The 13,507-nt window shown below is 66.4% G+C and carries 6 protein-coding genes; 4 read left to right on the top strand and 2 right to left on the bottom strand.

Annotation, left to right across the window (positions count from 1 at the left end; genetic code table 11):
• Positions 1–3: 3 nt before the first annotated feature.
• Positions 4–2,838: a M10 family metallopeptidase C-terminal domain-containing protein gene (locus AC0QC4_RS00715; RefSeq protein ID WP_483657650.1), complete on the top strand. Its 2,835-nt coding sequence runs from the start codon at positions 4–6 to the stop codon at positions 2,836–2,838.
• 136 nt (positions 2,839–2,974) lie between these two features.
• Positions 2,975–4,819: a hypothetical protein gene (locus AC0QC4_RS00710; RefSeq protein ID WP_483657648.1), complete on the top strand. Its 1,845-nt coding sequence runs from the start codon at positions 2,975–2,977 to the stop codon at positions 4,817–4,819.
• Positions 4,820–4,885: 66 nt separating this feature from the next.
• Here the strand turns inward: AC0QC4_RS00710 and AC0QC4_RS00705 are convergent, their stop codons facing one another.
• A complete protein-coding gene (locus AC0QC4_RS00705; protein WP_483657646.1) occupies positions 4,886–5,764 on the bottom strand; it encodes a LysR substrate-binding domain-containing protein in 879 nt (292 codons plus the stop codon).
• Positions 5,765–6,138: 374 nt separating this feature from the next.
• On the opposite strand from AC0QC4_RS00705, the gene AC0QC4_RS00700 reads away from it, so the two are divergent.
• The gene (locus AC0QC4_RS00700; RefSeq protein ID WP_483657645.1) at positions 6,139–8,448 is read left to right on the top strand and encodes a CDC48 family AAA ATPase; all 2,310 of its coding nucleotides are present in this window, start codon (positions 6,139–6,141) and stop codon (positions 8,446–8,448) included.
• Between the two features lie 1,230 nt (positions 8,449–9,678).
• Here the strand turns inward: AC0QC4_RS00700 and AC0QC4_RS00695 are convergent.
• The gene (locus AC0QC4_RS00695; protein WP_483657643.1) at positions 9,679–10,950 is read right to left on the bottom strand and encodes an FAD-dependent monooxygenase; all 1,272 of its coding nucleotides are present in this window, start codon (positions 10,948–10,950) and stop codon (positions 9,679–9,681) included.
• A gap of 181 nt (positions 10,951–11,131) precedes the next feature.
• On the opposite strand from AC0QC4_RS00695, the gene AC0QC4_RS00690 reads away from it, so the two are divergent.
• Positions 11,132–13,492 carry an FtsK/SpoIIIE family DNA translocase gene (locus tag AC0QC4_RS00690; RefSeq protein ID WP_483657641.1) on the top strand — a complete coding sequence of 787 codons (2,361 nt, stop codon included), beginning with the start codon at positions 11,132–11,134 and terminating at the stop codon, positions 13,490–13,492.
• Positions 13,493–13,507: the final 15 nt, after the last annotated feature.

The raw sequence follows: 13,507 nt of genomic DNA, 5'->3' as shown, positions 1-13,507 counted from the left end.
TTCATGAAGCTGTTCATCCCGAACGACGACTTTGCACTGGCGGACGGTCTGATCGCACATCAGGAAGGCTGCTCTTGCGCGGACTGTTGCGCCTATGACAGCAAGCGCTCGCCCGTCGACAGCGATGGCCGCGGCAGCAGCGGGCTCCTCTCCGGCGGAGTGGCCACCGGCACGGCCGGCCTGACCGGCAGCTTCGACGTCCGGGAATCGACCGTAACGCTCACCAGCGTGGGCGGATCGCGCGCGACCGTCGTCTCGCTGGGCCTCGACACCATCGATGGCGCACCGCCGACCGACCTCGTCTTCGTCGATACCGTGCCCGGCGACACCAGCAGCACCGTCACGCTGGCGATCGGTTCGTCTGTGAACGGTGTCATCGACACGCTGGGGGACCGCGACTGGTACCGCGTTACGCTCACCGCCGGGCAGACCTACACCTTCACGGTCGGTGCGACCGGCGCGGGCGATATCCAGGACAGCTATCTGCGCCTGCACAACAGCGCCGGCACGCTGCTTGCCGAGAATGACGACATCGCATTCCCCGGCAACACCTATTCGCGCATCGTCTTCACGGCGACCACCAGCGGCACCTATTTCGTCAATGTCGCTGCCTACAACGATCTCGAGACCGGCAATTTCCGCCTGACCGCGGCGTCGGACCTCGCCGATGCCATCCCCGGCAGTTCTGCGACGACCGCCAGCCTGACAGTCGACGGCCCGGTCGTCGCCGGCGTGCTCGATGCAGCGGGGGACCATGACTGGTACCGTGTCGATCTCGTCGCCGGGCAGAGCTATCTGTTCCGCACCAGCGCCACTGGCGGTGCCAATGATCCCGATACTTTCATCCGCCTGTTCGGTACCAACGGTTCCACCCAGCTTGCCGAAAACGACGATGGCGGCGGTGGCACTTATTCGCAGATCCGTTTCACCGCGACCACAACCGGCACCTACTATCTCGATGTCGGCGGGTTCAACGATGGCGAATCCGGCAATTATCGTGTTGCTGCGACCGTCGCCCCGCCGCTGCCGGTTTTCACCAATGACCAGATCGCCGACCAGCTGCTCAATGGCTATTGGGGCGGCACGCAGAATGCCCGCCACTTCAACGTTGCGCCCGGCGGCACCATCACCTTCAACGTCACCGCGCTGACGCCCGAAGGGCAGAATCTGGCGCGGGAGGCGTTCAACCTGTGGTCGGACGCGACCGGCATCACCTTCCAGGAAATCGCAGGCGCCGCCAACATCACGCTGGACGACAATCAGTCGGGTGCCTTTGCCAACTCGACGCGGGTTGGCAACATCATCACCAGCTCCACAGTCAACGTCAGCACCCAGTGGCTGGCGACCTATGGCACCGGCCTCAACACCTATTCCTTCCAGACCTATATCCACGAAATCGGCCATGCCATCGGCCTCGGCCACGGTGGCCCCTATAATGGCAACGCCACCTACGGGCAGGACAACAGCTACCAGAACGACGCCTGGGCGACGACGGTGATGTCCTATTTCGACCAGACCGAGAACACCTATTTCGCTGCGCAGGGCTTCAGCCGCCAGTTCGTGGTGTCGCCGATCATCGCCGATGTGCTGGCCGTCAATCTGGCCTACGGCACGCCGACGACGACCCGCACCGGCAACACCACCTATGGCTTCGGCAATACCTCGGGTCGCGCCATCTATGACGCCACGCAATTCCCCTCGGTGACCTACACCGTGGTCGATCACGGCGGCACCGATACGCTGAACTATTCGCGTTTCACGCAAAACCAGCGCATCGATCTCAATCAGGAAGCCTTCTCGAACGTCGGCGGCCGGGTCGGCAATGTCACCATCGCGCGCGGCTCGGTGATCGAGAATGCCGTTGCCGGATCGGGCAACGACGTCGTTATCGGCAACAGCGCCGTCAACAATCTGGCGGGCAAGTTGGGTGACGACACGCTCGATGGCCGTGCGGGAGATGACACGCTCAATGGCGGTGCCGGCAATGACATATTGAACGGCGGCGATGGCTCCGACCGGCTGTTCGGCAATGTTGGTGCCGACACCATGAATGGCGATGGCGGCAATGACCGGCTGGAGGTCGACAATGTCGGCGATATCGCCAATGGCGGCGACGGGATCGACACGGTCGAAGTGGTCACTGCTGGCCTCACCTATGTCATCGCCGGCGATATCGAGTTCATCGGCAACCAGTCGGGCGGCGATCTCACCATCACCCTCAACGCGCTGGGGAACAATTACAGCGGCAGCGTCGGCATCGACATCGTCAACGCCGGGGCAGGGCAGGATTCGCTCTACGGCCGCGCCGGCAACGACCAGCTCAACGGACAGGAAGGCAATGACTATCTGTTCGGCGACATCGGCAACGATACGCTCGATGGCGGCGATGGCTTCGACCATCTCGAAGGCGGTCTGGATAATGACACGCTGCTGGGTGGTGCCGGTAACGACACGCTCTACGGGCACGAAGGCACCGACGTGGTCAACGGCGGCGCCGGCGTCGATTTCCTCAACGGGGGTACCGGTGCGGACCGCTTTGTCTTCGCAGGCGGCGACAGCGGGGCGACCATCGCGACTGCCGACCGCATCGGCGATTTTGCGCAAGCGCAGGGCGACCAGATCGACCTCAGCGCGATCGACGCCATCGCGGGTGGTGCGGACAATAGCTTCAGCTTCATCGGCAATGCCGCTTTCGGCAATGTCGCGGGCCAGTTGCGCTACGAGCAGATCAGCGGCGTCACCTATGTGCAGGGCGATACCGACGGCAATGGCGTTGCCGACTTCATCATCCGCATCGACGGCCTGCACACGCTGACCGGCGCCGATTTCCTGCTTTGACGATGATGGGCGGGTGGCAGTCTGATTCTGCCGCCCGCACGCGCCGCGACTGAACGTCGCGCGGCAGGGTCATTCATTGCCCAGCCACAATAACCGTGGCACCTTTCCTGCCTGAACCGCAGCGGGGAGGGGCATAATGGCTCGGCAATTCAATCCTCTAAGATGGGCAGCCGCCGCTGCGCCGGCGGCTTTGCTGGCGGGCTGCATGGTGCCCCCGCCCGATGCGCCCTTGCCGGCGCCGGAGAGCTATCGCCCCGAACCGGTCGAGCGCCCGCCACTGCCGCCGCGCCCCGTCGACCCCAAGGTCGCGCGTCCGCCCGCGCCGCCACCGGTCATCCTGCCGCCGGCGCCCGCCCCGATCGAGGCCTATTACTGGATCGACACCGCCGATGGTCTCGCCCGCGCCATCGGCAGCGCGCCGCCCGACTATGCCTTCCGCTTCGACGGGCGCGATGCCTATGCCTGGGTGTCGAGCGCTGGCGAGGCGATGATCGTCGAACCGGGCGTCGACGGCGTCATCCAGTATTTCTATGCCCCGCGCGCGGCCGCGCCCTATCTGGTGCGCGATGTTTACCGCAGCTATGCCTATGACGGTCCCGATTTCGTGGCCTATTACGACCAGGAAGGGCGGCTGCTCAGCGACACGCCATCGTGGCGCGTGCAGGAGGCAGCGGACCGGCTGCAGGCGCGCGGCCGCTCCATCCTCTCCGCCTCTTTGCAGCGCCGCTGGGATGGCGAGGTAGCAAGCAGCTATTCCAGCCAGAGCTTTTTCGGCTTCAGCTTTGATTCGTTCGGCAGCGGCTGGAGCGGCGGCTGGCGCCCCACGTGGCGCGACCGCGAGGAATGGCGCGAGGTGCGCCGCCGCCGGGCCGAGCGTGCCGGGCGCCGCGACGAAGACCGCCGGCTCGAAGAGGAGCGCCGTCGCCGCGCCGATGCGGCGCAGCGCTTCGACGGCTGGCGGCGCGGCGGCCGGCGTGGCGCCCCGCCCCGCGTCACCCCCGATCTGCCGGGTGCGGACCTGCCCGGCGGTGTCTCCACCCCGGTGCCGCAGCCGACCCCGGACCCCGCGCCGCGCCCGCCGCGCGGCACCGGTGAACCGCGTCCCGACAGGCCGCGCCCGGATGAACCGCGCCCCCGGGATCCGCGCCCCGGAGAACCCCGCACCGGCGGACCGGGCCAGCCCGCCCCGCCGCCGGTCACGGTCGATCCGCCGGTCCCGCCGCCGGTCACCGTCGATCCGTCAGCGCCAGGCACCGGCACGTCGCCGCCCGGTACGCGTCCGCGCACCCGCATCCCACCGGTCCGGCGCCCCGATCGCATCGATGCGCCGGCTGGCGCACCCAGCGAGCCGGGCGAGCCATTGACCGTGCCGGACAATGGCGCCGCAGAAGCCGCCGAAGCCGCGGCCGATGCCCAGCGGCAGCGCGACAATGCCGCCGCCGCTCGCGCCCGCGCCGACGCCGAGGCTGCGGCACGAGCCCAGGCCGAATCCGCCGCGCAGGCAGCGGCGTCCGCCCGAGCTGAGGCCGAAGCGCGCGCTCAGGCCCAGGCCGAAGCGCAGGCGCGCGCCCAAGCCGAGGCGCAAGCGCGTGCCGAGGCCGACGCTGCCGCCCGTGCTCAAGCCGAAGCCGAGGCCCGCGCCCAAGCCCGGGCCGAGGCCGAAGCGCGGGCGCAAGCCGAGGCGCAGCGGCGCGCCGAGGCCGACGCCCAAGCGCGTGCACAGGAAGAAGCCCAGGCCCGCGCCGAGGCGCAGGCCCGCGCGCAGGAAGAAGCCCAGGCCCGCGCCGAGGCGCAGGCCCGCGCGCAGGAAGAAGCCGAGGCCCGCGCCGAAGCGCGAGCCCGCGCCCAGGCCGAAGCGCAGGCGCGTGCGCAGGCAGAGGCTGAAGCCGCTGCCCAGGCCGCTGCCGAGGCCGCCCAGGCCCGCGCCGCCGAACGCGCCCGCGCCAATCAGGTCGACAGGGAGGACGAGCAGCCGCAATAGCCGAACTGCTTGCCCCACCATGGGCGCACGCTCCGGCGTCGGATCGACCCGTCGGGGACCGGGGAGTCAAATCCCCGCGGCAACGATCCAGTCGTGGAATTGCTTGACCGCGGTGCGCTGCAGCGCGCGGGGACGGCAGACGAACCAGTAGCTGTAGGGGCTGTCGATATCGAAATCGAACAGCCGCACCAGCCGCGGGTCGTGCGCGTCCTCGAAATGGTGGCCATGCATGAAGGCGACGCCGACGCCCTGCGCGGCCGCCTCCAGCATCAGCGGCCCGGAATCGAACATGTCGATGCCTGCCGGTTCGAGCCAGGGCATGCCGATGGCGATACGCCATTCGCTGAACGTCTCGGGCATCTCCCGGTGGATCAGCACCGTCATCCGCTGCAGATGCTCGGGCACGCTGATCCGCTCCGGACCTTCGCCGAAGCGTTTTGCAGCGATGGGGAACACCTTGTCCCGATCCAGCCGCACCGCGTGCAGCGACGGGTCGATCTCGCGCGCGAGCGCAATGGCAGCGTCCACCCCGTCGCCGACCCGCGTCTCGCCATGGCCGCTGGTTTCGATGTCGATATGCAGGTGCGGGTGGCGCGCGCGCAGCTCGGGCAGGCGCGGGAACAGGCGCTGCTGCGCGAACAGCGGCAGCACGTTGAGCTTCAGCCTCAGTTCGCTCTCGCTGCTCACTGCGCCTGCTACCGCGTCGCGCACCGCATCCATGGCCGGGCCCAGCGCGCTCAGCAGCCGCTCCCCGGTCGCGTTCAATCGCATCATGTGATGGTCACGGTCGAACAAGGGCTCGCCGATGTGACGCTCCAGCGTCTGGATGCGGCGGGAAAGCGCGGGCGTCGATAGCGCCAGCTCGGCAGCGGCGCCCTTGACCGAGCCGAGCCTCGCCACAGCGATAAAGGCTTCCAGCCCGCTCAGCGAGGGCAGCCTGCGCATCTCATTCTCCCGGTCCTTGCCCGATCATGGTGCAGCGCACAGGGATGGCGCGCTGGCCTGAACAGGATAGTTGCGCCGCAACATGACGCAAAAGCGGCATCATGGCCAGATCAAAAGATGCAGATTTCGCAACCTCGCGCGCACTGTTCGCACTTGCACAATGACGGGTGACCGCCCACATCGCCGGTGCCTTTCAGGCACTCTCTCCCAAACCAACTTTCCGGGCCGCCTCCTGTCGTGGAGGCGGCCCATTTTTTGTGCGATTGCAGGCATGGCGCGCCGCTGTCGCGGACCCGCCTGCCGATTAGCCCTCGCAACCCGCTGCCGGCCTTCCTATGTCTGCGCTCCACCAATGCGCGAGGGGGAGTCCCATCTTGGCCGACAGCGAAGCCCAGCCGATCAAAGTCCAGGTCGCCAACATCCGTCCCGAAGAAGCCGGCCGCGGCATCGCCCGCATGCCGCGTGCGCTGCTCGCCCAGCTCGGTCTGGCCGAGGGCGATATCGTCGAGATCGTCGGCAAGCGCAGCACCGCCAGCATCGCCGTCGGCCCTTATGCCGAGGATGAGGGTATCGAGGTGGTCCGTCTCGACGGGTTCCAGCGCGCCAATGCCGGGGTCGGCACCGGTGACATGGTGACGCTGCGCAAGGCGGAATCGAAGCCCGCGCAGAAGGTCACGCTCGCCCCGGCGCAGCAGAATCTACGCTTGCAGGGCTCGGGTCAGGCGCTCAAGCGCAACTTCTTCCGTCGCCCGATGGTCGCCGGCGATGTCGTCGCCACCGCCGGGCAGCAGCGCGTCGCGCCGGACAACATGCCGCCGCAGTTGCGCCAGATGCTGGCGGCGCCCGCCTATGCGCTGCAGGAAATCCGCCTGACCGTGGTCAGCACCAGCCCCAAGGGCATCGTCCATATCGACGAGAGCACGGAAATCGAGCTGCTGCCCGAATATGCCGAGCCCAAGGAGGCGCGACGCGCCGACGTGACCTATGACGATATCGGCGGCATGGGGGAGACCATCGACCAGCTGCGCGAGATGGTCGAGCTGCCGCTGCGCTACCCCGAGCTGTTCCAGCGGCTCGGCGTCGATCCGCCCAAGGGCGTGCTGCTCTACGGCCCGCCGGGCACCGGCAAGACCCGGCTGGCCCGTGCGGTGGCCAATGAAAGCGAGGCCGAATTCTTCCTGATCAACGGTCCGGAGATCATGGGCAGCGCCTATGGCGAGTCCGAAAAGCGGCTGCGCGACGTGTTCGAGGCGGCCGCTAAGGCCGCGCCTGCGATCATTTTCATCGACGAGATCGACAGCATCGCGCCCAAGCGCGGGCAAGTCTCCGGCGAGGCGGAAAAGCGCCTCGTCGCGCAATTGCTGACGCTGATGGACGGGCTGGAGCCGCGCGCCAACCTCGTCGTCATCGCCGCCACCAACCGACCCGATGCGATCGATGAGGCGCTGCGCCGCCCCGGCCGCTTCGACCGCGAGATCGTGGTCGGCGTGCCCGACGAGCGCGGCCGGCGCGAGATCCTTGCCATCCACACCCGCGGCATGCCGCTCGACGAGGGCGTCGACGTGGCGGAACTCGCCCGCACCACCTATGGCTTCGTCGGCGCCGACATCGCCGCGCTGGCGCGTGAGGCAGCGATCGAGGCGGTGCGCCGCATCATGCCGCGGCTCGATCTCTCCACCTCCACCATCCCGCCCGATGTGCTCGACGATCTGCGCGTCACGCGCGAGGATTTCGTCGGCGCGCTGAAGCGCGTCCACCCCAGCGCAATGCGCGAGGTGATGGTGCAGGCGCCCAATGTCCGCTGGAGCGACATCGGCGGGCTCGATGCGGCCGCAACGCGGCTCAAGGAGGGCGTCGAACTCCCCATGAAGGACCCGGACGCCTTCCGCCGGATGGGCATCCGCCCGGCCAAGGGCTTCCTGCTCTATGGCCCGCCCGGCACCGGCAAGACGCTGCTGGCGAAAGCGGTCGCGCGCGAGGCGGAGGCCAATTTCATCGCCACCAAATCCGCCGACCTTCTCTCCAAATGGTATGGGGAGAGCGAGCAGCAGATCGCCCGCCTGTTCGCCCGCGCCCGCCAGGTCGCGCCCTGCATCATCTTCATCGACGAACTCGACGCGCTGGTTCCGGCGCGCGGCGGCGGCGTGGGTGAGCCGCAGGCGACGGAACGCGTCGTCAACACGCTGCTCGCGGAAATGGACGGGATAGAGGAGATGCAGTCGGTGGTCGTCATCGGCGCGACCAACCGCCCCAATCTGATCGACCCCGCGCTGTTGCGCCCCGGCCGCCTCGACGAGCTGGTCTATGTCACCGTGCCCGACGCCGCGGGCCGCCGCCGCATCCTCGACATCCACACGGCCAAGATGCCGCTCGCCAGCGACGTCGATCTCGACGCCATCGCACGCCGCGCGGAACGCTTCACCGGCGCCGACCTCGAAGACCTCACCCGCCGCGCCGGCATGACCGCACTGCGCCGCAGCCTGGATGCGGGCGAGGTGACGATGGCCGACTTCGAAGCCGCACTGAAGGACACCCGCGCCACGGTGACACCGGAGATGGAACGCGAGTATGAGAAGATCGCGGGAGAGATAAAGCAGAACGCCGCGTCGATGCACCCGATCGGCTTCGTCTCACCAGGGATGGTGACGGGGGTGGTGGACAGGAAGCATGAGGGGAAGGGGTAATCAGGGACTGTCCCCAATTAGCCAGCGCGCGGCTACCAAATTGCAAGGCGTCCGCCGCTAATTGGGGACAGTCCCTGATGCGGAATGTATATAGACATCAAGCGCGTGATATATGTCTTACCTTCAGCGACGCAGATTATACACTATGCGCTTCAAAATATTAATTGTCGTTTAGAATATGTTAAATAGTCTCGGGATACCATCTATCAAGTTGTCGTTCAACTATCTTTGGCAATTTACCAGGATACATGCTCTTTATGTGGTGAAGCAACGGGGCCAGCTCCTCGTCTCTAATTGCGAGAGAATAAATCCAAATGCAATCATCTTTATTGCCAGACACTGGACTAAACTGAAGAAGCTGAAATGGTAACAATTTTGATCGAGCCGCTGGGTCATTAACAGTAACTTTATCTATGCGGGCAACTTCATCGAAACGCAAGCTCCGCCATCGCGCCCTTCGAACCCAAGGGAACTGTCTTGAAAAATAAAAACCCGACGGGCGCTCATATATTCTTTGATTATCCCATGCAATACTCGATCCACTGTTCATCGTATACAAAATTATCCATACGCCAAGAAAAAAGACATCCCTAATACGAGGTCGTAACGACCGACATAAAGACCACCAATTAAGGTATAAGGTAAGGGCGACAGGCCGACGACTGAAAAGATCAAAAATGGAGCTGGTATTCTTCCTTTAAGATGAATCGCGGTTGACGAAGGATGATGGCAATCATTCGATGACATTAGTCACTCACCTCTCGCGGGCTTCGTCAACCGCCGCTCCTATGACCTGTCCAGGCGCCGCTCGAACGACGCTAGCACCTCGATAACTCCGGCAACGAAATTCCGGGGACATTATACGAAACTCTACAGGCTGTCGCTGATAACCTCGACCTCGCCCAAAACCCCGCCCCCTTGGCCCCTTGGCTGTTGGCGCGAACCCTTCCGAGCCACCCCCATCGTCCCTGCGCCGCCGCGTGAGCAGCCCCCCTGCGCCCGCACTAAATCCGCTTTTTTGCAGCCGTTGATCCTGTTATGTTCTTAATTTTTCGCTCTTTGCCAACGTCAATCCGGCCCCACCACAGGCTGCCCTGTTCAAGTTGAACCGAGCAGACTCCCAGCCGTGCCGCCCGCTGAGCAAACGAACGCAGAAACGGCCGCGCACAAACGTCTGTACGTACACCCCTTCAGTTTGCTCACCCAAAGAAGGCGCGTCGGGCAGAACCTTCAGACGGTAACCCCCGTCAGCAACTTCGGCCGGTCCCCGCTCTCGCCCCGCGCCTCGTTCATGAAGAAGCTCTTGAGCAGCCCCGCCCGCTGCACTGCGCCCAGGCCCAGTCGCCGCACAGCGCTGGCGGTCTTGCCGGGGATGCCGAACAGGCGGGTCAGGGTGTCGGTGGCCATCGCGACCGACAGATTGTCGAGGCCGCGCCAGCGCTCGTAGCGTTCGAGGTTCTGCGCGTCGCCCAGGTCCAGCCCCAGCCGCGCGCCGTCGACCAGCACCTCGACCAGCGTCGCCACGTCGCGCAGGCCCAGGTTGAAGCCCTGTCCGGCGATCGGGTGGATGCCGTGCGCCGCATCGCCCACCAGCGCCATGCGCGTGTCGACCAGCTTGGCGGTGTGCTGGAAGCCGAGCGGATAGAGGCCGCGCGGGGCGATCTCCTCGATATCGCCGAGGATGCCGCCCATCTTCCTGAGCAGCTCCGCCTTGTAGCCGCGCTTGCCCAGCTTGAGCAGCGCCGGCGCATCCTTGGCATGGGTCGACCAGACGAAGGCGCTGCGGTGGCGCCAACGGCTGCTGCGCAGCCGATCATCATCAGCGTCCTCCAGGTCGTTCAATGGCAGGATGGCGAATGGGCCGTCGGGATAGAAAATTTCGTAGGCGACATTCTCGTGGCTCGCCTCATGGCTGAAAGCGCCGATCATCGCGCCATGATGATAGTCCCACTGCGCCAGCTTGATCCCCGCCGCGTCGCGCGTGGCGGAGCGCCGCCCTTCGCACACCGCCAGCAGCGGCGCGGAGAGGAGGCTGCCGTCGGCCAGCGTGATGGTGGCGCGGTGCTCGCCGCGCTCGATGTGCGCGGTCGTCGCGGGCGCGCGGACGTCGATCAGCGGGGAGGCGGCGACGGCTTCGGCCAGCGCCAACCGCAGCCGGCGGTTCTCGAACATCAGGCCGAGGAAGCCGTCTTCGGGCGGCGGGGTGAAATCGAGTTCCCCCGGCTTGAGACCGTCTGACACCCAGATGCGATGGATCGGGCAGCCATGGCCCTCCAGCCGCTCGGCGAGTCCGATCGCCTGCATCATCTGCCAGCTTGCCGAAGCGATGGCCGAGGCGCGCCCGTCGAAATCGGGCGCGAGCACCGTAACCGGATCGGCAGGATCGACGATGATGCTGGTCAGGCCATGTGCCGCCAGCGCCACGGCGAGCGTCTGGCCGATCAGGCCACCACCGGAAATGAGGATGTCGGCGGTCGCGTTGCGGGGGAGTGAGTCTGCCATGGACAGCACCTTAGGACGCTCTCCGGACGGGTAAAAGACCCTACCGGCCAAAGCCCGTGCCTCGTCCCTGAGACCGGTGCGACACCCGCGCTTGACGGCGAGTCGCGGGCAGCGGCATAGTGGTTAATCGAGAGGGGATGGCGCCGTGCCATGCCCGCCTGACCTGACCGAAAGTCGCACCATGGCCAGCCGCAGCCCCACGCTTCCCCCGCACGACTGGGACGGCCTGTTCCTGTCCAGTTTCCAGAGATCGACAGGCATGGTGGCCGGAGGCGTGCTGGCACTGCTGACCCTGCTGCTGCTGCTCGCACTGGCGACTTATACATCCACCGACCCCAGCCTCACCACCGCAGCCGAAGGGCCGCCGGGCAACTGGGTAGGCCTGCCCGGCGCGTGGATGGCGAGCGTGCTGCTGCTTCTGGTCGGCTGGCCGGCGCTGATGCTGGTGCCGACCTGCGGACGGATGGCCTGGCGGCTGCTGGTCGGTGCGGAGCGGGCCGGGCCGCAACGGCGGCTGAGCGTCGGTCTGATCGGCATCGTGCTGGTCGCGATCGGCTTTGCCATCTGGGAAAATGTGCCCTCGCGCGATCTGACCGCGGGGATGGGCGGGCTGGTCGGCATGCTGGTCGAACGCGGGCTCGATCCGCTGCTGGCGGGGCTCGATGCCAATGGCGCGCTGGCGGTGCGTGGCGCGGCGACTTTGCTGCTCTGCGCTGGCGGCGGCCTGCTGTGGTGGCGCAGCCTGCAACTGCGGCTGCGCTCGCTGACGCTGAGCGGAATCGACTGGTCGGCGCTGTCGGGCCTGCTGCGCCGCCGCAGCGATGATGGCGCCTCCATCGAAACCGGCACCAAGCGGCCCAAGGACCTGGTGTCGGTCGAGCCGCGGCGGCCGGTGCGGCCGATCGAGGCGCGCGACGCGCCGGAGATCAGCGACCCGGCGCCTGCGCCGCAAGCCGGGGCAAAGCGCCCCGCCCCGCAACAGGCGGACATGTTCGCCGATTCCAGCCTGCCGCCGCTGACGCTGCTGACCCCGGCCAGCGACAAGGGCGGGCTGACGGTCGACAAGGCCGCGCTGGAGAAGAATGCACGGCTGCTGGAATCGGTGCTCGAAGATTTCTCAGTCAAGGGCGTGGTCAAGGCGGTTCGTCAGGGGCCGGTGGTGACCATGTACGAGCTGGAGCCGGCACCCGGCACCAAGGCCAGCCGTGTCTCCAATCTCGCCGACGATATTGCGCGCAACATGTCGGCGCTCTCGGCGCGCATCGCGCCCATCCCCGGTCGTACCGTGATCGGCATCGAACTGCCCAACACGCGCACCGAGCCGGTCGTGCTGCACCAGCTCATCGCCAGCGATGTGTTCCAGTCGCAGACCGGGCAATTGCCGATCGTGCTGGGCAAGAATATCGCAGGCGATCCGATCATCGCCGATCTTGCGCCGATGCCGCACCTGCTGATCGCCGGCACCACCGGTTCGGGCAAGTCGGTCGGGCTCAACGCGATGATCGTGTCGTTGCTCTACCGGTTGACCCCGGATCAGTGCCGCCTGATCCTGATCGATCCCAAGATGCTGGAGCTCAGCGTCTATGACGGCATTCCGCATTTGCTCTCGCCGGTGGTGACCGAGCCGGCAAAGGCGATCCGCGCACTGAAATGGGCGGTGGAGCAGATGGAAGACCGCTATCGCAAGATGGCCGATCTGTCCGTCCGCAACCTTGCCAGCTTCAACGACAAGGTCCGCGCCGCCAAGGCTGCGGGCAAGGCGCTGCGACGGCAGGTGCAGACCGGGTTCGACCCCGATACCGGCCGCCCGATCTATGAGGAGGAGCAGCTCGACTGCGAGCCGATGCCGCAGATCGTCGTGGTTGTCGACGAACTGGCCGATCTGATGATCACCGCCGGCAAGGAAGTGGAAGTGCTGATCCAGCGGCTCGCGCAAAAGGCGCGTGCGGCCGGCATCCACCTCATCCTCGCCACGCAGCGTCCCTCGGTCGATGTCATCACCGGCGTGATCAAGGCCAATCTGCCGACGCGCATCAGCTTCCACGTCACCAGCAAGATCGACAGCCGCACGATCCTGGGTGAAATGGGGGCCGAGCAGTTGCTGGGCAAAGGCGACATGCTGTGGATGGCCGGCGGCAAGGCCCCGATCCGCGTCCACGGGCCGTTTGTCTCGGACGACGAGGTGCGCGCTGTCGCCGATCATTGGCGCGCGCAGGGCCAGCCGAGCTATGTCGAGGCTGTCACCGAAGAACCGGAAGTCGGCGGCGATTATGTGTTCGAAGGCGAGAGCATCGCCGATACCGCCGAGGACCGGCAATATGCGCAGGCCTGCCAGGTGGTCATCGACAGCCAGCGGGCGTCGATCTCCTCCGTCCAGCGGGCGCTGCGCATCGGCTACAACACGGCGGCGCGCCATATCGACCGGATGGAGCAGGATGGGATCATCTCGCCCCCAAACCACTTGGGCCGTCGTGATGTGCTGCGCGATCGCAACGGAAAGCCCAAGAAGCGCAATGGCCAGAGCGACGATGACGATCTGTGAGGCGTCCCGTCATGC

The sequence above is a fragment of the Sphingomonas sp. jy18 genome (assembly GCF_056931895.1).
This window is presented reverse-complemented; position numbering and strand designations above follow the sequence as displayed.

Bases quoted from the DNA above. Each gene is read 5' to 3' on its own strand.
- AC0QC4_RS00715 (WP_483657650.1), top strand. From the start codon at position 4: ATGAAGCTGTTCATCCCGAACGACGACTTTGCACTGGCGGACGGTCTG.
- AC0QC4_RS00710 (WP_483657648.1), top strand. From the start codon at position 2,975: ATGGCTCGGCAATTCAATCCTCTAAGATGGGCAGCCGCCGCTGCGCCG.
- AC0QC4_RS00705 (WP_483657646.1), bottom strand. From the start codon at position 5,764: ATGCGCAGGCTGCCCTCGCTGAGCGGGCTGGAAGCCTTTATCGCTGTG.
- AC0QC4_RS00695 (WP_483657643.1), bottom strand. From the start codon at position 10,950: ATGGCAGACTCACTCCCCCGCAACGCGACCGCCGACATCCTCATTTCC.
- AC0QC4_RS00690 (WP_483657641.1), top strand. From the start codon at position 11,132: ATGGCCAGCCGCAGCCCCACGCTTCCCCCGCACGACTGGGACGGCCTG.